The sequence below is a fragment of the Nocardioides sp. Z24_21 genome (assembly GCF_058134345.1).
Genome location: NZ_JBYTTH010000004.1, coordinates 1 through 20,224 on the forward strand (window position 1 = coordinate 1; position 20,224 = coordinate 20,224).

The 20,224-nt window shown below is 73.0% G+C and carries 19 protein-coding genes; 9 read left to right on the top strand and 10 right to left on the bottom strand.

What is annotated here, in order from left to right; genetic code table 11:
* Positions 1 to 181: 181 nt before the first annotated feature.
* Entirely contained in the window at positions 182 to 808 is a 627-nt protein-coding gene (locus AC3X7Z_RS13520; protein WP_489976248.1) for a DUF2461 domain-containing protein, read from the top strand.
* 35 nt (positions 809 to 843) lie between these two features.
* Here AC3X7Z_RS13520 and AC3X7Z_RS13525 read toward each other — a convergent pair whose 3' ends face one another.
* Entirely contained in the window at positions 844 to 1,302 is a 459-nt protein-coding gene (locus tag AC3X7Z_RS13525) for an RrF2 family transcriptional regulator (RefSeq protein ID WP_489976249.1), read from the bottom strand.
* Between the two features lie 113 nt (positions 1,303 to 1,415).
* Entirely contained in the window at positions 1,416 to 2,315 is a 900-nt protein-coding gene (locus AC3X7Z_RS13530) for a sulfite exporter TauE/SafE family protein (RefSeq protein WP_489976250.1), read from the bottom strand.
* A gap of 273 nt (positions 2,316 to 2,588) precedes the next feature.
* On the opposite strand from AC3X7Z_RS13530, the gene AC3X7Z_RS13535 reads away from it, so the two are divergent.
* The 5 genes from AC3X7Z_RS13535 (at position 2,589) to AC3X7Z_RS13555 (ending at position 8,020) form a co-directional block, all read left to right on the top strand.
* On the top strand, positions 2,589 to 4,463 hold the full coding sequence (locus tag AC3X7Z_RS13535) for an acyl-CoA dehydrogenase (RefSeq protein WP_489976251.1): 1,875 nt from the start codon (positions 2,589 to 2,591) through the stop codon (positions 4,461 to 4,463).
* Positions 4,464 to 4,681: 218 nt separating this feature from the next.
* Positions 4,682 to 5,572, top strand: coding sequence for an ABC transporter ATP-binding protein (locus tag AC3X7Z_RS13540; protein WP_489976252.1), 891 nt, complete (start codon positions 4,682 to 4,684; stop codon positions 5,570 to 5,572).
* Positions 5,569 to 6,366, top strand: a complete 798-nt coding sequence (locus AC3X7Z_RS13545; protein WP_241005245.1) for an ABC transporter permease — start codon at positions 5,569 to 5,571, stop codon at positions 6,364 to 6,366. The genes AC3X7Z_RS13540 and AC3X7Z_RS13545 overlap by 4 nt, the downstream gene beginning before the upstream one ends.
* The gene (locus AC3X7Z_RS13550; protein ID WP_489976253.1) at positions 6,363 to 7,418 is read left to right on the top strand and encodes a sensor histidine kinase; all 1,056 of its coding nucleotides are present in this window, start codon (positions 6,363 to 6,365) and stop codon (positions 7,416 to 7,418) included. Before AC3X7Z_RS13545 ends, AC3X7Z_RS13550 begins: the two co-directional genes overlap by 4 nt.
* A complete protein-coding gene (locus AC3X7Z_RS13555) occupies positions 7,415 to 8,020 on the top strand; it encodes a response regulator (protein ID WP_489976254.1) in 606 nt (201 codons plus the stop codon). The genes AC3X7Z_RS13550 and AC3X7Z_RS13555 overlap by 4 nt, the downstream gene beginning before the upstream one ends.
* Before the next feature lie 27 nt (positions 8,021 to 8,047).
* Here AC3X7Z_RS13555 and AC3X7Z_RS13560 read toward each other — a convergent pair whose 3' ends face one another.
* Both AC3X7Z_RS13560 and AC3X7Z_RS13565 read right to left on the bottom strand, forming a co-directional pair.
* Complete coding sequence (locus tag AC3X7Z_RS13560) at positions 8,048 to 8,260, bottom strand: DUF6458 family protein (RefSeq protein ID WP_186339437.1); 213 nt, start codon at positions 8,258 to 8,260, stop codon at positions 8,048 to 8,050.
* Positions 8,261 to 8,449: 189 nt separating this feature from the next.
* Positions 8,450 to 10,111, bottom strand: coding sequence for a carboxypeptidase regulatory-like domain-containing protein (locus AC3X7Z_RS13565; protein WP_489976255.1), 1,662 nt, complete (start codon positions 10,109 to 10,111; stop codon positions 8,450 to 8,452).
* Between the two features lie 170 nt (positions 10,112 to 10,281).
* Between AC3X7Z_RS13565 and AC3X7Z_RS13570 the strand changes: the two genes are divergently transcribed.
* Entirely contained in the window at positions 10,282 to 11,121 is an 840-nt protein-coding gene (locus AC3X7Z_RS13570; protein WP_489976256.1) for a maleylpyruvate isomerase family mycothiol-dependent enzyme, read from the top strand.
* Positions 11,118 to 12,044 (top strand): oxidoreductase, encoded by a 927-nt coding sequence (locus AC3X7Z_RS13575; protein WP_489976257.1) that lies wholly within the window; start codon positions 11,118 to 11,120, stop codon positions 12,042 to 12,044. Before AC3X7Z_RS13570 ends, AC3X7Z_RS13575 begins: the two co-directional genes overlap by 4 nt.
* Here the strand turns inward: AC3X7Z_RS13575 and AC3X7Z_RS13580 are convergent.
* The 5 genes from AC3X7Z_RS13580 to AC3X7Z_RS13600 all read right to left on the bottom strand — a co-directional run bounded on the left by AC3X7Z_RS13580 (position 12,041) and on the right by AC3X7Z_RS13600 (position 17,321).
* Positions 12,041 to 13,543, bottom strand: a complete 1,503-nt coding sequence (locus AC3X7Z_RS13580; RefSeq protein WP_489976258.1) for a PQQ-binding-like beta-propeller repeat protein — start codon at positions 13,541 to 13,543, stop codon at positions 12,041 to 12,043. The genes AC3X7Z_RS13575 and AC3X7Z_RS13580 overlap by 4 nt on opposite strands.
* A gap of 75 nt (positions 13,544 to 13,618) precedes the next feature.
* Positions 13,619 to 13,873 carry a hypothetical protein gene (locus tag AC3X7Z_RS13585; protein ID WP_186339442.1) on the bottom strand — a complete coding sequence of 85 codons (255 nt, stop codon included), beginning with the start codon at positions 13,871 to 13,873 and terminating at the stop codon, positions 13,619 to 13,621.
* A gap of 198 nt (positions 13,874 to 14,071) precedes the next feature.
* Positions 14,072 to 14,302 (bottom strand): hypothetical protein, encoded by a 231-nt coding sequence (locus tag AC3X7Z_RS13590; protein WP_206054446.1) that lies wholly within the window; start codon positions 14,300 to 14,302, stop codon positions 14,072 to 14,074.
* A gap of 622 nt (positions 14,303 to 14,924) precedes the next feature.
* A complete protein-coding gene (locus tag AC3X7Z_RS13595; protein ID WP_186339443.1) occupies positions 14,925 to 16,157 on the bottom strand; it encodes a fatty acid desaturase family protein in 1,233 nt (410 codons plus the stop codon).
* Between the two features lie 33 nt (positions 16,158 to 16,190).
* On the bottom strand, positions 16,191 to 17,321 hold the full coding sequence (locus tag AC3X7Z_RS13600; protein ID WP_186339444.1) for a ferredoxin reductase: 1,131 nt from the start codon (positions 17,319 to 17,321) through the stop codon (positions 16,191 to 16,193).
* Between the two features lie 103 nt (positions 17,322 to 17,424).
* Between AC3X7Z_RS13600 and AC3X7Z_RS13605 the strand changes: the two genes are divergently transcribed.
* A complete protein-coding gene (locus tag AC3X7Z_RS13605; RefSeq protein ID WP_186339445.1) occupies positions 17,425 to 18,606 on the top strand; it encodes a PucR family transcriptional regulator in 1,182 nt (393 codons plus the stop codon).
* 92 nt (positions 18,607 to 18,698) lie between these two features.
* Here the strand turns inward: AC3X7Z_RS13605 and AC3X7Z_RS13610 are convergent, their stop codons facing one another.
* Positions 18,699 to 20,198, bottom strand: coding sequence for an amidohydrolase (locus AC3X7Z_RS13610; protein WP_489976259.1), 1,500 nt, complete (start codon positions 20,196 to 20,198; stop codon positions 18,699 to 18,701).
* Positions 20,199 to 20,224 lie beyond the last annotated feature (26 nt).

Below are 20,224 nucleotides of genomic sequence, written 5' to 3' on the forward strand. Positions count from 1 at the left end.
GAGTTCGAATCTCGTCATCCGCTCCATTCCATCCATATCTCCCCCGTGATCGCGCGCCGAGCGCGACGCTCCGCGAAACGTCGATGTCGCGAGTTCGAATCTCGTCATCAGCTCCACATCTCTTCCTGACCGCGCCCCTCGGCTGCGGGCGGGCGAGCGCGGTCGGCTAACGTCGCACCACGTGAGCTTCACCGGATTCCCCGTCGCCGCGCTCGACTTCTACGACGACCTGGAGATGGACAACACCAAGTCCTTCTGGGAGGCCAACAAGCACGTCTACAAGGAGTCGGTGGAGGCGCCGATGAAGGCGCTGATGGCCGCCCTGGAGCCCGAGTTCGGCACCGCCAAGGTGTTCCGGCCCTACCGCGACGTGCGGTTCGCCAAGGACAAGACGCCCTACAAGACCCACCAGGGCGCGTTCGTCGCGGCCGGACCGCGCACCGGCTGGTACGTCGAGATCTCGCCGCGCGGCACTCGCGTCGGCGCCGGCTTCTACGACGCCGACGGGCCGACGCTCGCGGCGATCCGCGACGCGATGGCCGACGACACGACCGGACCTGCCCTCGACCGGCTGCTGCGCAAGCTGGAGCGGGCGGGCTTCGAGGTCGGCGGCGACCAGCTCAAGACCTCGCCCCGCGGCTACGACGCCGACCACCCGCGCATCCACCTGCTGCGGCGCAAGCAGCTGTTCGTGGGGCGGTCCTACGGCTTCGAGGCCGACGCCATCGGCGCCGGTCTCGTCCACCGGGTCCGCGAGGACTGGCGCGCCCTGCGGCCGCTGATCAGCTGGCTGCGCGCGGTCGACTGAGCCGGCCGCGTCGGGCGTACGTCAGGGCCCGACCGTCAGTGCGGCTGCCAGGCGTCGTCGTCGCGGGTCAGTGCGGCGACGCCCTCGGGGAGGGTGCCGTCGGCGAGCTGCTGGATGGTGACCTGCTCGAAGACCATCCGCAGCGAGTGGCGCGCGGCGATCCACACGTGCTGCAGCACCTTGGCGCTGTCGTCGTACTCCACCGCCTCGGGCCGCAGGCCGTAGACCGAGACCAGCGGCCCGTCGACGGCGCGGATCACGTCGGCGACGGTGACCGTCTCGGGCTTGCGGGCGAAGCGCCACCCGCCGGACTGGCCGCGCTGCGACACCACGATGTCGGCGCGTCGCAGGTCGGCGAGGATCGCCTGGAGGAAGCCGTGGGGGATGCCCTGCGCCTTGCCGAGCTGCTCGGCGCTGACGGCGGTCCCGTCGGCGCGCACCGCGATCTCGATCAGGGCCCGGAGGGCGTAGTCGGCTTTGGCGGAGACGCGCATATGCCCAGTTTGTCAGATATGTCGGCAGAGACAGTGCGCCTGCCCGACGGGCAGCACACAGGGACGTACGCCGGCCGCCCGGGAACGGGTGCCGGCGTGCGTCGATCGACGGGTCAGGCCGTCGTGGGCTGGAGCTCCTCCTCGGCCAGTGCGGCCTTGGACAGCCGCTCCTGCTTGACGGCCCAGACGATCGCGGAGACCCAGAGGACGAAGATGACCGCGGCGGTGACGGCGGTGGCGACACCCGGGGCGCCGATGGAGTCGAGCAGCGTCTTGGAGTTGGTCAGGATGATCAGGCCGCCCGCCGCGGTGCCGAGCACGCGGGCCGGGAGCTTCTTGACCAGCCACGCGGCGACGGGCGCGGCGATCACGCCACCGGCGAGGAGGGCACCGGCGTAGCCCCAGTTGATGCCGGCGGCGCCGAGCCCGAGGAGGAAGCCGAGCGAGCCGCCGACCGCGACGACGAACTCCGAGGTGTCGATCGAGCCGACGACCTTGCGGGGCTCGAGGCGACCGCTGGAGAGCAGCGAGGTGGTGCCGACCGGGCCCCACCCGCCGCCGCCGACGGCGTCGAGCGTGCCCGCGACCAGGCCCATCGGGGCCAGGAACGCCGCGGAGGGGTGGCCCTTGAACGTCGGGCGGGCGCCGCCGAGGCGCAGGAAGCGGTAGACGACGTAGAAGCCGAGGCTGAGCAGGATGATCGCGACGATCGGCTTGGCCACCGCCGCGTCCATGTGGGACAGGAGCGTCGCGCCGGCGAAGGCGCCGACGAAGCCGGGCACCGCCAGGATCGACACCGTGCGCCAGTCGACGTTGCCGAGCTTGTGGTGCGAGGCGCCGGACACGAGCGAGGTGCCGATCTCGGAGAAGTGGACGGCGGCCGAGGCCGCTGCCGGCGCCACGCCGGCCGCGAGGAGCAGCGTCGAGGACGTCACGCCGTAGGCCATGCCCAGGGATCCGTCGATCAGCTGGGCGATGAGGCCCACGACGCCGAGCACGATGAGCTTGCGCATGCGCAGCTCCTTCCGGTTCTGGGGACGGCAGCGACGCGGTCGCGGGCCAGGTCGAGCAGGTCTGGTTTGTCAGGTGAAAGACTAGACATACATGGAGTGATAGACAAAATCGACATGGCGCGGCGGCGTGTCGCCCCTCCCCACCACGCTCGGCACGGTCCGCCAACGTGACGTTCGCCCGATCGTGTTGCGCGGCGCCGCCCGGCGAGGCATCATCTTGTTACTGGCGAGTAGGCACTCGCCCCCGATCCCGCGACCTGACAGGTGGAAGCTGTGAGCCACTACAAGACCAACCTCCGAGACATCGAGTTCAACCTCTTCGAGATGCTCGGCCGCGACGAGGTCCTCGGCACCGGACCCTTCAGCGAGATCGACGCCGAGAGCGCCCGCGAGATCCTGCGCGAGGTCGAGCGGCTCTCCCGCGAGGACCTCGCCTCGTCCTACGAGGACAGCGACCGCAACCCGCCGGTCTTCGACCCCGCCACCCACACCGCGCCGGTGCCCGAGTCGTTCAAGCAGAGCTACCAGGCCTGGATGGACTCGGAGTTCTGGCGCCTGCAGGTCCACGAGGAGCTGGGCGGCACGCCGGCCCCCTCGTCCCTGGTCTGGGCCCTCGGCGAGATGGTGCTCGGCGCCAACGCCCCCGTGTGGATGTACGCCGCCGGGCCGGCGTTCGCCAACGTGGTCCACCGCAACGGCAACGACCGCGACAAGGCCGTCGCCCAGTACATGGTCGACCGGCGGTGGGGCTGCACGATGGTGCTCACCGAGCCCGACGCGGGCTCCGACGTCGGCGCCGGCCGCGCCAAGGCCGTCCCCAACGAGGACGGCTCGTGGAACATCACCGGCGTCAAGCGCTTCATCACCAGCGCCACCCACGACATGAGCGAGAACATCATGCACCTCGTCCTCGCGCGCCCCGAGGGCGTCGAGGGCGTCGGCGGCCCGGGCACCAAGGGCCTCTCGCTCTTCTGGATGCCCGAGCAGCACTTCGACCTCGAGACCGGCGAGCTCACGGGCGAGCGCAACGGCGTCTACGTCACCAACGTCGAGCACAAGATGGGCATCAAGGTGTCCAACACCTGCGAGGTGACCTTCGGCGACCCGCAGGTCGGTGGCGGCGAGCCGGCGAAGGGCTGGCTGCTCGGCGAGGTGCACGACGGCATCGCCCAGATGTTCCAGGTCATCGAGAACGCCCGCATGCTGGTCGGCACCAAGGCCATCGCGACGCTCTCGACCGGCTACCTCAACGCGCTCGACTACGCCAAGGAGCGCGTCCAGGGCGCCGACCTCACCCAGGCCGCCGACAAGACCGCCCCGCGCGTCACGATCACCCACCACCCCGACGTCCGTCGCTCGCTGATGACCCAGAAGTCGTTCGCCGAGGCGATGCGCGCCCTCGTCCTCTACACCGCCACCTGGCAGGACGAGGTCATGCTCGCCGAGCACGCGGGCACCGCCGACAGCGACGAGGCCAGCCTCGCCGCCGCGGTCAACGACCTGCTCCTCCCGATCGTCAAGGGCTACGGCTCCGAGCGCTCGTGGGTGCTGCTGGGCACCGAGTCGCTGCAGACCTTCGGAGGGTCGGGCTTCCTGCAGGAGTACCCGATCGAGCAGTACGTCCGCGACGCCAAGATCGACACCCTCTACGAGGGCACCACCGCGATCCAGGGCCAGGACTTCTTCTTCCGCAAGATCGTCAAGGACCAGGGCCGCGCCCTGGGCCACCTGGCCAAGGAGATCGAGGGCTTCCTCGCCTCCGAGGCCGGCAACGGTCGCCTCAAGAACGAGCGGGCGCTGCTCACCACCGCGCTCGAGGACGCCAACGCCATCGTCGGGCACATGATCAACGACCTGATGTCGTCGGCCGAGGAGCAGCGCAACATCTACAAGGTCGGGCTCAACACCTCGCGCCTGCTGATGGCGCTCGGCGACGTTGTCTGCGGCTGGCTGCTGCTGCGCCAGGCCGAGGTCGCGCTGGACAAGCTGGCCGGTGAGGTGTCGGCGAAGGACAAGGCGTTCTACGAGGGCAAGGTCGCGGCCGCGCAGTTCTTCGCGCAGACCAACCTGCCCCGGGTCAGCGCCGAGCGCGCCATCGCCGAGGCCACCACCCTCGAGCTGATGGACCTCGACGAGGCGGCGTTCTGACCGTCGCCTGACCGGGCGGGCGGCGGCGGCCGCCGCCGGCCCGCCGACGGTCCATCAAGGTATGTCGCTCAACCGGCACTTCCCTCGCTCAGCTCATCGAGGGAAGTGCCGGTTCGTCTACGTACCTTGATGGACCAACGCCACGGATGACAGGTGTCACGGGGAGGTCGTGACACGTGGGCGAGGGCCGGGCGCGCCCGGGCCGACAGGGTGGACGCATGAGCACCCCAGCCATCCACGCCACCGGGCTGCGCAAGGCCTTCCGCTCGAGCGACGGCACCCGGGTCGTCGCGGTCGACGACGTCGACCTCACGGTCCACCCCGGCGAGATCGTCGCCTTCCTCGGCCCCAACGGCGCCGGCAAGACCACGACGGTCGACCTGCTGCTCGGCCTGACGACGCCCGACGCCGGCACCTTGGAGGTCTACGGCACCTCCCCCGCGCACGCCGTACGCCAGGGGCGGGTGTCGGCGGTCATGCAGACCGGCGGCCTGCTCAACGACTTCACCGTCGAGGAGACGGTGCGCGCGATCGCCGCCCTGCACGGCCGCTCCGACCGCGTCGCGGTCGTCCTCGGGCGGGCCCGGCTGGACGGCATCGCCGCGCGCAGGGTCGAGGCGTGCTCCGGCGGCGAGCAGCAGCGGCTGAAGTTCGCCCTGGCGCTGCTGCCCGACCCCGACCTGGTCATCCTCGACGAGCCGACCACCGGCATGGACGTCGGCGCGCGGCAGGAGTTCTGGCACGCGATGCGCGCCGACGCCGCGCTCGGGCGCACGATCGTCTTCGCCACCCACTACCTCGGCGAGGCCGACGAGTTCGCCGAGCGCACGGTCCTGATGAACCACGGCCGGATCGTCCACGACGCCGCCACCGCCGACGTGCGGGCGGCGTACGGCGGGCGCACCCTGACCTTCCGCCCCCCGCCGGAGGTCGTCGGCGGCGCCGGCATCGACACCGACTGGCTGGCACGGGTGCGCGAGGCCCTGGCGCCCCTCGGTGTCAGCGACGTCGAGGAGTCCGCCGCCAGCCTCGAGGCCGCCTTCCTCGCCCTCACCGCCGAGCCGTCGCGCGGGACCGACGCACCCGAGCTCGAAGGAGCCACCCGATGACCGCCACGACCCTTCCCGCGCGCGCCGCGGACGACGTACGGCCCGCCCCGCGTCCCGAGATGCGCGCCTACGCCCGCCTCGACCTGCGGCGTCAGTTCCGCGACCGGATCGGCATGTTCTTCGTCGTCGGCCTGCCGACGTTCATGTACCTCGTCTTCGGCCTCGGCTCCGACGACCCGGCCGGCAGCGGCAACGTCGCGATGGTCGTGATGATCTCGATGGCCGCCTACGGCGCGGTCACCGCGACGACCACCGTCGCGGGCAGCGCCGCCACCGAGCAGATGATGGGGTGGGGACGCCAGCTCGGGCTGACCCCGATGCGCCCGGTCGCCTTCGTGGTCGCCAAGGCAGCCGTCGCGATGGTGGTGGCCGCCGTCCCCGTCGTCGCGATCTTCGCGATCGGGGCCGCCACCGGCGCCCGCGGCCACTGGACGGACTGGGTGCTGGCCGGCGCGGTGGTGTGGCTCGGCTCGGCGCTCTTCGCGATCTACGGCCTGGCGATCTGCCTGCTGTTCCGCGGTCCCAACGCCTCCGGCATCGCGTCGGGGATGGTCGTGGTGCTGGCCTTCCTCGGCAACGTCTTCGTGCCGATGAGCGGCGTCATGCTCGACCTGGGCCGGCTCACCCCCTTCTACGGCTACCTCGCCCTCGCCCGATTCCCGGTCACCGACGGCTGGCTGATGATGGGAGATCGCGACCCGCTGTGGCTGCCGATCGCTAACGTGCTCGCGTGGACCGTGATCTTCGCGCTGCTCGCGCTGTGGGGCGTACGCCGCAGCCGGGCGCGGACATGACCACGGCGCCGACCACGACGCTCCCGGCCAACCCCTGGGAGAGGTGGGGCTGGGCGTTCGCGGCCATCTGGCTGGTCTTCCTGGTCTTCCCGGTCACCTCCGTCGCGGCTGCCGACGTGCCGGTCGCGGTCAAGGTGGCCGCCTGGCTGTGCATCGCCGCTTTCGCCGTCGCCAACGTGATGGGCTACTCCTGGCGCTGGAACACCTGGGCGTGCCTCGGCGTGATGGTGGCCATGGCCCTGGCCACCCTGCCCGTGATCGGTATGGGCGTCATCTCGTTCACGCCCTACCTCGCGATCCTCTCGGCCCTCGAGCTGCCCACCCCGTGGTGGAAGTGGGCGGTGGGCCTGTGGGCGGCGTTCCCGCTCCTGTCGTTGCTGCAGATCGACGACTTCCCACCCTTCTTCTTCCTCGTGCTCTGGCCGATCATGATCGGCGCCGTCATGCTGCGCATCTTCGGCGAGCGCGAGGAGCTGTCCTACCGCGCCCTGGGCGAGCACGCCGTGGTCGCCGAGCGCGAACGGGTGGCTCGCGACGTGCACGACGTGCTCGGGCACTCCCTCACCGCGCTGTCGGTCAAGGCCGAGCTCGCCGCCCGGCTGATCGACCTCGACCCCGCCCGCGCCAAGCAGGAGCTGGAGTCGATCCAGAGGACGGCGCGCCAGGCGCTCGCCGAGGTGCGGGCGACCGTCGGCGGGCTGCGCGCCGGCAACCTCGACGACGAGCTGGCCGCCGCTCCCCTGGTGCTGGCCGACGCCGGGGTCGCCACGACGATCGAGGGCTCCGTGGCCGACACCGACCCACGGCACCGCGCGCTGCTGGCCTGGGTGCTGCGCGAGGCGGTCACCAACGTCGTACGCCATGCGCAGGCGCGCACCGTGGTCATCGAGCTGAGCCCCGACGGCATCGCCGTCACCGACGACGGATCCGGCTGCGACGGCGCCGAGGGCAACGGACTGCGCGGCATGCGCGAGCGGGTCAGCGGCGCCGGCGGCACCCTCAGCATCCGCCCGGCCACCCCCGGCACCCGCGTCGAGGTGGCGCTGCCGTGATCCGGCTGCTGCTCGCCGACGACCAGGCGCTCGTACGCGGTGCGCTGGCGGCGCTGCTCGACCTCGAGTCAGATCTCGACGTCGTGGCCCAGGTCGGCCGGGGCGACGAGGTGGTCGAGGCCGCCCGTGCCTCGGAGGCCGAGGTCTGCCTGCTCGACATCGAGATGCCCGGCCTCAACGGCATCGAGGCCGTCGCGGCCCTGCGGCGCGGGCTGCCGGGCGTGCGGTCGCTGATCGTCACCACCTTCGGCCGGCCGGGCTACGTCCGGCGCGCCATCGAGGCCGGTGCCTCCGGGTTCGTCGTCAAGGACACGCCGTCGCGCCAGCTGGCCGACGCCGTGCGCCGGGTCCACGCCGGGCTGCGGGTCGTCGACCCCGACCTGGCCGCGGAGTCGCTCGTCGACGGCCCGAGCCCGCTGACCGGGCGCGAGCGCGAGCTGCTCACCCACGCCCTCGACGGATCACCGGTGGCCGCGATCGCCGCGCGCGTGCACCTCTCGGAGGGCACGGTGCGCAACCACCTGTCCGCCGCGATCGGCAAGACCGGGGCGACCACCCGCAGCGAGGCGGCCCGGATCGCCCAGGAGCGCGGCTGGCTCTGAGCCGACCGCGTCCCGCACGCCGCCGCCTCACACGTCGCGGCGCTCCTCCACGTGGGTGGTCTTCGACCGCTGGTTGTTCATGACCAGCGCGAGCACGAGCGCCAGGACGCCGGCGATCACCAGGATCCAGCCCACGGTGGTCGGGTCGACGACCTCCTGGACCGAGTCGGGGAACTCCTTGACGGCGAACAGCAGGATCAGGCCGATGACGAGCAGCAGGATGCCGACTCCGATACCCATGACGACTCCTTCGTGAGGGTGGCCCGCGGGGTGCGGGCACGCCCGGCTCGGGGCCGGGCGCTGCCGGAAGCGTAGGGGCGGGCGGCGCCGGATCGGTGGACCCCGACCCGTCGGGGTGCCCGGCCAGGACGCGGCGAGGGCCGGACCCCCGAGCGGGATCCGGCCCTCGCGCACGTGCGGGTCAGCTGGTCAGCGCACCTTGCCGACCTTGATCGTGACCGACCTGCTGGTGGAGGCGGCCTTGGCGGTCACCTTCACCGAGATCTTCGTGCCCTTCATGGCCCGGGTGAGCGTGAGCCTGGACCTGGTGGCCTTCTTGATCTTCTTCTTGCCCGCCAGCCACTGGAACCTGTAGGTCACGGGCGTGCTCGCGCGGAAGACCTTGTCGAGGCCCGACAGCCTGAGCTTCTTGCCGACCTTGGGCTTCCCGCTGACGTCGACGCCCGCGAGGATCGCCGCGAGGGCCGCGGGGGCGCTGACGGCGGGGGGTGCGGGCGGCGTGGGCGGCGTCGGCGGCGTGGGCGGCACCGGTGCGACGGGAGCCGTGACGGGGGCCGTCGGAGCCGACTCGGCGTGGCCGTACTCGTAGTCGTCGGCACCAGCGGTGACCAGCACGGTGATCCGCTTCCCGACGTCCTCCGCGGTCGGCACGTAGGTGGACTCGTAGGCGCCGTGGATGAACTCGCCGTCGCGCAGCCAGTCGTAGTAGACCTCGGTGGGGGCGGGCGCCCAGCTGCCGATCGAGGCGGTCAGCGTGGCCCCCACGACGGGTGCGCCGGCGATGCTCGGCGCGACGGTGTTGGTGACGGTCGTCTCGGCGGTGTGCTCCCCGGGCACCAACCTGGCGTCGACGCCTGCGCGCGCGCCGCCGGCAGCGAGGACGACGTCGTCGGCGTTCTTCAGGCGGCCCTTGTCGTTCCAGTACTCGTAGACATAGGTGCCACCGATCGAGGCGCCGAGCTCGATGCGGTAGGTGCCCGGCGCGAGCCCGTCGAGCACGTAGGAGCCATCCGTGTCGGTGAAGGCGTAGCCGGTGTACTTCCAGTCGTCCCCGACCTTGACGAGCGCGTCCACCCACGCGTCCTCGATGCCCGCCCCGGTCGCGTCGGTGATCCGGCCCGAGACCTGGGCGTCGAGCGACAGCTCGGCGTCGATGCCGGTCACCGTCGCCGCGTCGGCGACGATCACGTCGTCGGACGCATAGAGGCTCGGCTGGTCGTCGTAGTACTCGGTGGCGTAGGTGCGGAGGCCCGCGTCGGAGTAGTCCTCGAACTTGATGCGGTAGGTGCCCCCCCGCAGGCTGTCGATGTCGTAGGAGCCGTCGTCGTCGACCCAGGACGATTCGACCCTTTCGTACTCGACGTAGCCGTCGGCCTCGACCACCTCGTAGGCGGACACCCTGATGTCGTCCAGGTCGGATCCCGCGTGCGGGCCGGTGACGGTGCCCGTGATGTGCGCACCGGGGGCCAGCTGGGCACTGGCCACGACGGTGCCGCCGCTCGGCACCGTGAGGGTGTCCGCGTCGTCCACTCGGTACGCATCGTCGTAGTACTCCCCGACGTGTCCCTCGTACCCGTCGTCGAAGCCCACGCGGTACTGGCCGGGCGCCACCGCCATCGAGTAGGCACCGGACTCGTCGGTGGAGGTGTCGTCGACGTAGGCCCAGTACTCGTCCTCGGCGTCGTAGGCGTAGAGCTCGACGTCGACGCTCACGAGCGGGCCGTCCGAGCCGGTGACGATGCCCGAGATGGTGCCGTCGGCGGCGTGGGCCGCGGGCGCGAGGCCCAGGACGCCGGCCGCCAGCGTGGTCGCGATCAGTGCAGCGGCAGGCCGCCGCAGGCGTGCATTCATGGAGCTTCCCCACGTCGAAGGACACGGCGCCGCGGGTCGGCCCGGTCGATGACCCTGAACGTAGGGCGCGACGACCCCGCGCGTGGCAGAACGGCCCGAGACCACCCGAAGCGGCCATCGGCCTCGCCGCCGTCCCCGCAGGCTGTGCGCCCGACACCTACCCTTCCTCCATGGACACCGTGAGGACGGACCCGCGGACCGACCAGGATCGCCTCGCCGCCCTCGTCACGGTGTGGTGGGAGGCGGTGGACTCCTTCACCCGCCTGCTCGAAGGCATCGGCGAGGACGGGTGGCGCACCCCGACCGACCTGCCCGGCTGGGACGTGCACGCGGTCGCCGCCCACACCGCCCACCTCGAGGCGCTGCTGGCCGGCCGCCCCCACGACGAGGGGGAGGTGGGCGATGCCGCCCACCTCCGCGGGGCGATGGGGAGCTTCACCGAGCAGGGCGTGCTGGCCCGAGGCGACCACACGCCCGACGCGCTGATCACCGAGATCCGCGAGTCGGCGACCGCGCGGCATGCCCGGTTGCTGGCCGACCCGCCCACCGATCCGTCCGCGCCGGCGCCGGGCGCCTTCGGTGCCATCGGCTGGACGACCGAGCTGCTCCTGCGCAACCGGCCCCTCGACGTGTGGATGCACGAGCAGGACGTCCGCCGGGCGCTGGACCTGCCCGGCAACCTCGACTCCGCGCCCGCCGTGCACACCACCGACTACCTGCTGGAGAGCCTCCCCTACGTCGTCGCCAAGCGGGCGCAGGCCCCGGTCGGATCCGTCGTACGCCTCGCGGTGTCCGGCCATCCGCCGGCGACCGTCGTCGTGGGCCAGGACGGTCGCGGGCGACCCGCGGGTCCCGGCGACGGCGAGCCGGCCCTCACCCTGGCGACCGACCGCGAGGGCTTCGTGCTGCTGGCGGGCGGCCGACGCGCGGCCGACCGGGTCGACGTACGCCTCTCCGGCGACGCCGCCCTGGGCGAGCGCGTCCTGGCCTCCATGGCGGTGACGCCGTGAGCACCGCCTGGTCCAGCGCCGACATCGGCGACCTGGGCGGTCACACCGCGCTGGTCACCGGACCGACGATCGGCGGCCTCGGCTTCCACACCGCGCTCGAGCTCGCCCGCCACGGCGCGCGGGTGGTGCTGGCCGGGCGTACGCCCGACAAGCTGCGTGCTGCGGCCGACGCGATCGCCGCCGAGGTGCCCGGCGCCGAGACCCCGTCGTTGGTCGTCGACCTCGCCGACCTCGCGTCGGTGCGCCGCGCGGGCGAGGCGGCGGCCGATCTCGGCCCGCTTCACCTGCTCGTCAACAACGCCGGTGTGATGGCCCCGCCACTGCGCCGCACCGCCGACGGGCTCGAGTCGCAGATGGCGACCAACCACTTCGGCCCGTTCCTGCTCACCGGGCTGCTGCTCGACCAGCTGGCGGCCTCCGGCGACGGCAGGGTCGTCACGCTGTCCTCGCAGATGCACCGGGTGGCCCGGTCGGCGCCAGTGGGCGACCCCCGGGAGCCGCGGCGCTACAGCCGGTGGCGCGTCTACGGCCAGACCAAGCTCGCCAACCTGCTCTTCACCCACGAGCTCGAGCGCTGGCTGCGCCGGGCCGACCTGCCCGTGCGCGCGCTCGCCGCCCACCCCGGCCTGGCCGGCACCCACCTCGCGGTCAACGGTCAGCTCGGCACGACGCACGGGCTGCGGGCCTCCGTCCTGGACCGGGCCGTCAAGCTGGTCTCGCAGTCCGCCGAGGCCGGGGCGCAGCCGACGCTGATGGCAGCGACGGCCGACCTGCCCGGTGGGACGTACGTCGGGCCGGGTGGCCCCGGCGAGGCCGCCGGCGCGCCGCGCATCGTCGGCTGCACGCCGCTGGCCCGCGACGAGGACGCGCAGCGCCGGCTGTGGGAGATGAGCGAGGCGACGGTCGGGCTCGCCTGGCCCTAGCGGCGGTCGTGCACCCGGACGATGCCCGACATCGTGCCGGCGTAGGCCGACCCGTCGCGCCCGAGGGTGATCCGCGAGCCGTCGCTGCCGGCGAGCAGCCCCGTGCCGGTGCGCACGCCCCACTTGGTGCGCCCGGTGTGGGCGTCGACGGCCGTGAGGTACCACGCGCTCACGCCGGCTGGTGAGGGCCGCTTGGTCCAGGCGTAGAGCAGGCCGGTGGCGCGGCTGACCACCGCACCGGAGCTGGGCGAGACGACGTCGCTGGTCCAGCGCAGCGTGCACGCGCCGTCGGCCAGGTCGACCCGGGCGATCCCGGACCGGGTGGTGAAGCCGAGCAGCGTGCTGCGGGGCGAGCGGTAGCCGGCGTTGTTGGTCACCGCGACCCCGGATCCGAGGGCCGCGAGCGGACTGTCGGTGGCGCCCTTGCCGGCCTCGAAGACCTCCTGCCGGCACAGGGTGCGCCCGTCGTCGCGGGCGACGAACCGCACACCGAGCCGCTCCTCGACCTCGTCGGTGAGGGCGAGCGCACCACCGCCGACCAGCACCGGCTCCGACCCGTTGCCGCCGTCGTACGCGCTGCGCCAGGTGGGCTGCGGGGTGCCGTCCTCCCCGGCGACGAGACGGTGGACGGCCTCGTCGGTGACGACGTACGCCGCTCGCGGGTCGACGGCCACGTCGCGGCCGATCCGCTCGCCGAGGTCGGCGACGCCCACCTGGCCGGTGGCCGGGTCGAGCGTGCCGACGAGGCCGGCGTGCGAGGCCCACCAGATGCGACCCGACCAGTCGGGCGCGACCGTGACGAGGCAGTCGCCGTAGGGGACGTAGGGCTTGAGGTCCCAGGTGGCGTCGGTCCCGAGGTCGGGCTCGCCGTCGCGCGCGGTCCGCACCGCGAGCACCTGCCGCTCCCCGGTGACGAGCACGGCGCGGTCGGCGGCGTCGAGGTAGATCGCCTCGCCGTCGCAACCGGCGCCGTCGGGGGCGTCGGGGACGTCGTGCGAGGCGACCGGCCGCAGGGTCTCGGGGTCGATCACCCGCAGGCTGCGGCCCGAGCCCGACGCGCACAGCCCCACGAGGTGCTCGGTCGAGGTGAGCTCGAGCCGGCCGCACCGCTGCAGGCCGTACCAGGCGGTGTCCACCTCGGGCTGGCGGCCCAGCGGTCCCGGGCGGGCGGCCGGGTCGTCGGCGCTGCGGTGCGGATTCTGCGGGACCTCCTCGGCCGGAAGGGGCTGGGCGGACGCCGGGCGTCCGACGTACGACGGCCCGGCCAGGGCGCCGGGTGCCGGCGGCACCGGCAGCCATCCGTCGGGGACCAGCACCACCACCAGGCCGACGGCCAGGAGGGCGCCCGCCGACCGGAGAGCGACGCGACGGCTGACGTGGACGCGGTCCTGGACCCACCACCGGATGCGCGGCACGGCGAGCAGGGCGGCGGCCAGGAGCAGGACGCCCGGTCCGAGCGCGATCCACAGCAGGAGGAAAGCACCGACCAGCCAGACCACCGGGCGACTCTAGGTGAGCCGGACACCCGCGCCCGGGAGGCGCAACGGGGCTGCTCCGATGCGTGGCTCACACCGTCAGTCGGCGGGACGACGCGGCACGGGAGCGGTGAGGGTGAGCTCGGCGAAGGAGCCGTGTGCGCCGGCGCCGCGCAGGTAGACGCGCGAGCGCCGGGGCACGGGCACGCGGACACGGGACGCCTCACGGATCGGGATCACGTCTGCGTCGGCGGCCTCGGACTCCCGCCGGGCGACCAGCCAGCCGGTGACGTGCTCGAGCGACTCGATGCGGCCGGTGAGGTCCACCGGGCGGCTGTCTCGGTCGTGCTTCATCGTTGGGACTCCTCCTGTCACCGCTCGGCTGTCCCCTCGGACAGCCCGGGCCGGAGCCTAGGAGGGATCGGCGGCGAGCAGCCCCGCCTGCGGCAACCCTTCGGGAAGTCTCCCGGACACGGTCCAGACCAGCGGCCCGTATCCCGCACGTCCTGGAGCGGGACGACGCCGGACGACGCCGGGTGCCACCCGGACGGGTCAGCGGCCGGCGTTGCGCGGGTGGTTGCGCGACATCCGCTCGTTGCCGCGGCGGTAGTTGCCGGTGACCCGCGCCATCAGCTCCTGCGCCCCCGCGTCGCCGTCGTCCCCGACGTCGTCGAGGAACCGCTGCGCGGCCGGGCCGCGCAGCACGGTGGCCCGCCGGCCGTGGTGGGTGATGACGACCTCCGGGCCGCGGACCGTGTAGTCGAATCCCTCGGGCGCTGGCACGCGGCCAGACTTCCACATCGGGTCACCGGTGTCGCGGGGATTCGCCGCTGTCGTGGCCCACACCTGCGTCGAGCCGGCGCGTCGTGCGCCGGATCCGTGCTCGAGTCGGCGCATCCTGCGTCCTCTGTGGTCAGGATGCGCCGACTCGACCCTCCTCGCGGGTCAGGACGCGCCGACTCGACCCTCCTCGCGGGTCAGGACGTGCCGACTCGACCCGTATCCCGCGCCAGGACGCGCCCATTCGACACGAGAGCCGGGGGTCGTTGCGCCGGGCGGCCCGTGGACCGCCCGGCGTTCGACCCCCGGCTCTCGACCGTCAGCCCCCTGTGCTGTCGGTCTCGGGTGTTCAGGCGACCGGCTGGCGCGCCGTGGCCCCCACGACCACAGCGGCACGCTGCCGAGGCACTGGCGGGCGCGTCTCGGCGCTCGTGTCGTAGGCGGGCTCCCCCACCGCCCCGATGCGGATCATCGCGACACGCCCGTGGTGCTCGTCACCTTGGTGGTGCTCGTGCTCATCTCGTACTCCCCCATGTCGATGCTCACGACAACAAGGATGCGCTCGACCCGGTCCTGATACATCCGCGCTTCCACGGAGGTACAAGACCGGTGCCGGACGGGCGGCTCAGGCGGCCGCGCGGGCCTCGCTCTCCAGCTTGCGGCCGAGCAGGCGGCGGGTGCGACGGTCGCCGGTGGCCATCTTGTAGAGGACCGCGAGCTGCTGCGGCGCGTTCTTCTTGTTGGTCGTGGCGAGCCAGCCGTTGGGGAGCGAGAGGCGGATGACCTTGTGCCAGGCCGAGGCGACCTGCGTCGGCATCGGGCGCGAGCAGTAGGTGAGGTCGTACTTGTCGAACAGGGCCTTCACCTTGGGCGCGATCTCGGCGTAGCGGTTGGACGGCAGGTCGGGGAAGAGGTGGTGCTCGATCTGGTGCGACAGGTTGCCGGTCATCAGGTGGAGGAGCGGGGAGCCGGAGATGTTGGCGCTGCCGAGCATCTGGCGGACGTACCACTCGCCCTTGGTCTCGCCCTCGATCGAGCGCTTCTCGAAGGTCTCGACGCCCTCGGGGAAGTGGCCGCAGAGGATGACGGAGTTGGACCACAGGTTGCGCACCACGTTGGCGGTGAAGTTGGCCGCGAGCGTCGGCAGGAACGACCCGGTCGGGATCGAGAGCGCCGGGTGGACGACGTAGTCCTTGGTCGCCTGCTTGCGGATCTTGCCCAGCACGGCCTTGGCGCGGCGACGGAAGTCCGGGTCCTTGGTCTGCTTCTTGGCGATCACCGCGCCGAGCTCGAGGTCGTAGGCGGCGATGCCGTACTCGAAGAACACGGCGTTGATGAAGCACCACAGCGGCTGGCCGAGGTGCGCCGGCGCCCAGGTCTGGTCCTCGTCGACGCGCATGATGCCGTAGCCGAGGTCGTTGTCCTTGCCGATGACGTTGGTGTAGGTGTGGTGCAGCTCGTTGTGGCTGTGCTTCCACTGCTCGGCGGGCGAGGCCATGTCCCACTCCCAGGTCGAGGAGTGGATCTTGGGGTCGCGCATCCAGTCCCACTGGCCGTGGAGGATGTTGTGCCCGATCTCCATGTTGTCGAGGATCTTCGAGACGCTGAGGCCCAGCGTGCCGAGCACCCAGGCGGGCGGGAACGCGCTGAAGAGCAGCACGGCGCGCGAGCCGAGCTCGATCTTGCGCTGGGTGTCGATGACGCGCCGGATGTAGGCCGCGTCGCTCGCGCCCCGGTCGTCGAGGACGTCCTGGCGGATGGCGTCGAGCTCGATGCCGATCTGCTCGATGTCGGCCTCGGTGAGGTGGGCGATCGGGTTGGTCTGGCCGAGCACGGCCTTCTTCTGGATCGTGGTCATGTCGATCTCCTGGTGGGTGTCGGGGAGGTCAGGTCAGTGGTCGATGTGGCACGGGCCGGCGGCGGCGTTGATGCAGGTCTGCACCTTGATGTCGCCCGTCTCGCCGGGCACCGCGGTGGTGATCGCGCCGTTGCGCAGGTCGCGGACGCTGCCCTCGCGCAGCGGGATCACGCAGCCCATGCAGATGCCCATCCGGCACCCGCTCGGCATCAGCATCCCGGCGTCCTCGGCGGCGTCGAGGATGGGCGTGGCACCGTCGACGTCGACGGTCGTGCCGGAGGTGAAGGTGACCGTGCCGCCCTCGCCGGGCTCGACGCGGGCGGTGCGGAACTGCTCGGTGGTCAGCGTCAGGCCGGCAGCCTCGTGGTGGGCGGCGAGGGCGTCGAGCAGGCCCGCCGGCCCGCAGGCGAGCGTCGTACGCTCGGCGAGGTCGGGCACCAGGGCGGCGAGGTCGGCGACGTCGAGGACGCCGTGCTCGTCGTCGTAGCGCGCGACGAGGCGGATGGCGCCGGCGGCGTGGAGCGCCTCGAGGTCGCGGATGAAGATCGAGTGGGGGTGGCTCGGCGCGACGTGGACCACGACGATGTCGTGGACCTCGCTGCGGGCCGGGCGGAGCACGCCCTCGTCGGTGCTCGGGAAGAGGTTGCGCAGCATGCCGATCACGGGCGTGATGCCCGAGCCGGCGGTGACCATGAGGAAGCGGCCGCCCTCGGGCGGGAGGACGAACTCGCCGGCGGCCTGCTCGAGGTGCACCAGCGTGCCGGGGCGCGCCCGGTGCACGAGGTGGTTGCTCACCAGGCCGTCGGGGACGGCCTTGACGGTGATCGAGATGCGGCCGTCGGCGCGCGGGCCGTGGGTGAGGGAGTAGGCGCGCCACTGGCGTACCCCGTCGACGTCGATGCCGATGCGGAGGTACTGGCCCGGGACGTGCCCGGCCCAGTCGGCGCCCGGGCGGATCACGATGGTGGCGGCGTCGGCGGTCTCGGGGTGGATCGACTCGATGCGCCCGCGCAGGTCGGCACCCGAGCGCAGGGGCGCGAAGAGGTCCATGAAGTCGGACGGCAGGTAGGGGGTGGTGGCCGCCTCGGCGACGCGGACGAGCTGGTCGGCCAGTCGACGGCTCCGGGCGCCGCCGCGTGCGGGCGGTTCGAGAGTCGTGGTCATGACATCCAATGTGTCCGATCGCGGCCCCTGCTTCCTGCCCCTCGCACGTGAATCGGGGCTATGCTCTTGTTCGCTGCGAACAAGACTCGCCTCAGGAGGGCCAATGGCGACCCGCCCCGTGCGTCCGGCCACACAAGTGCCCACCGTCGTGGGGCTCGACCCCGAGGTGGCCGCGGCCCTGCGCTCGCGACTGGCCGAGGTCGCCGACCGTGCCGTGCTCACCATCGTCGACGAGGTGCCGAGCTATGCCGGGGCGTGGAGCGGGCGGATGGGCGAGGTGATCCGCAACGCCGTGCAGCTCGCCCTGGGTGGCTTCCTGACCCTCGCCACCCGCCAGGACGCCGAGGCACCCAAGGCCCCGGCGATCGAGGGCGCCTACCAGCTCGGGCGCGGCGAGGCGCGCAGCGGGCGCACCGTGGAGGCGCTCCTGGCCGCCTACCGCATCGGCGCGCGCGCCTCGTGGCGCGACATGGCCGACGTCGCGGTGGAGGCGGGCGTCGACGCCGGCCAGCTCGCCAGCTTCGCCGAGCTGGTCTTCGCCTACATCGACGAGCTGTCCGCGGCCTCGGTCGCCGGGCACACCGACGAGCTCGAGAGCAGCGGGCGCGTCCGCCAGCGCAACCGCGAGCGGCTGGCGCGCGCGCTGCTCACCGGCGCGCCGGCCGACGCGGTCAACGCCGCCGCCGAGCGGGCCGACTGGGAGCCGCCCGGCGCGCTCACCGCGATCGTGCTGCCCGAGTCACAGGTCTCCCACACGTTGACCGCCCTCGACCCGCGCACGCTCCACCCCAACGACGACGTCCCGGGCCTGCGGGAGGGGTACGCCGCGCTGCTCGTGCCGACGACCGGCTCGGCCGCCTCCCGCCGCACGCTGCTCCACTCGCTCCGCGGCACCGACGCCGTCGTCGGCCCGGCCGTGCCCTGGCTCGACGCGGTCGCCTCGCACCGCCGGGCGCTGCGTTGCACGGCACTCGGCGTCCACGGGCTCGTCGACTCCGACGACCACCTCGCGTCCCTGGTGCTGACCGCCGACCCGTCCGCGCGCGCCGACCTGCGCGCCCGCGTGCTCGCGCCACTCGCCGACCTGCGCCCGTCGACCGCCGAGAAGCTCACCGACACCCTGCGCAGCTGGCTGGTGCACCACGGGCGACGCGACGCGGTCGCCGAGGAGCTCTTCGTGCACCCCCAGACCGTGCGCTATCGCGTCGGCCAGCTCCGCGAGGTCTACGGCGACCGGCTCGAGGACCCGGCGTTCGTGCTCGAGGCGACGCTGGCGCTGGCCTGAGGGCACCGACCTCGCGAAGACCGTGATCCTGGTGGATCCGAGCCGCCCGGTGGCTCGGATCCACCACGACGTGCCGGGAGACCCCCGCCGCGTCAGGGGCGCGCGTACGCCGGCTCGCCGGCGACCCAGGTCGCGACGACGTGGTCGCCGAAGGCCCGCAGCCGCCTAGCGTGCTCGCGGTCGGAGACCCCCTCGAGCGGGTCGGCGTCGAGCAGCACGAGGTCGCCCGGGTGACCGACGGCGACCGTGCCCCAGCCGTCGGTGGACGCGGCCAGCGCCTCGCGGGCGGTGATCGACTGCTCGGGGTGCCACGGCTCGCGGTCGTCGCCGGAGCGGTGCACGGCGCTGGCGATCGCCAGCCACGGGTCGAGGGGGGAGACCGGGGCGTCGGAGCCCAGCACCACCTCGACGCCGTCGTCGAGCATCCAGCGCAGCGAGAAGCACCGCTCGGACCGCCCAGGCCACAGCCGGTCGGTCACGTCGCGGTCGTCGAGCAGGTGGGCGGGCTGCACGCTCGCGCGCACGCCGAGGCGCGCCATCCGGCGTACGTCGTCGCGGGTGGTGAGCTGCACGTGCTCGACGCTCCCGCGGGCACCGGTCTCCTCGAACGCCGCCAGCGCCTCGGTCACCGCGCGGTCGCCGATGGCGTGCACGGCCACCTCGAGGCCGCCCGCGGCGGCTCGGGCCAGCAGCGCGCGCAGCTCCTCGGGCGACTGATTGGGCTGGCCCTCCTCGAAGCCCGGGACCGCCTTCTCCGCGTAGGGCTCGCAGCACCAGGCGGTGCGGGTGTTGAGCGAGCCGTCGCTGATGATCTTGAGCGGACCCATCGTCAGCCGGGGGTCGCGGTCGAGCTGGTCACCGGAGCGCAGGCCGCGGGAGAGCACGTCGTCGAGGCCATCGGCGTAGCAGGCGTGGCGGATCCGCAGCAGGTCGGCGCCCCCGGCCCACCGGGCCACCCAGTCGCCCACCCCGCCGCTGAACTCCAGGTCCACCAGCCCCACCACCCCCATCGCGGCCGCGGCCTCCATCGAGCGCCGGTAGGCCTCGGGCCCGGTGCCGTCCTGGCCCAGCACCGAGGCCAGCCGGCCGTAGGCCATGAACCACTCGGCCTCGCTCACCACGCTGTCGCGGATCGGCAGGGCGAGGGCGTGGAGCGCGATGGTGTTGAGCCAGCCGTGGTGGCCGTCGCCGGCGATGAGGACGATGGGCTGGTCGGTGCCGATCGCGTCGAGGTCGGACACGGTGGGGTTGTCGGGCCAGGCCGTCGGCCGGTGCCCCCACCCGATGACCGGCAGGTCCGGCCACTGCTCCAGGCGCTCGCGCACGAGCGCCACGGCGTCCTCGGACGAGCGCGCCGGCGCGAGGTCGAGCCGCGCCGAGGCGAGCGTCCACTGGCCGAGGTGGACGTGCTGGTCCCAGAGGCCGGGCATCAGCCAGCGCCCGCCCGCGTCGTAGGTCGGCCCGTACGTCGACTCGTCGCCGGTCGGCAGCGCGCGGCCGACCTCGACCACCCGGCCGCCGTCGAGGCGTACGTCGACCGGCCCGGGCGCGGTCTCGGTGAGGGCGACCAGGCGGGTGTCGCGGATCAGCATGGCGCCACCGTAGGAGGTGCGTCGGA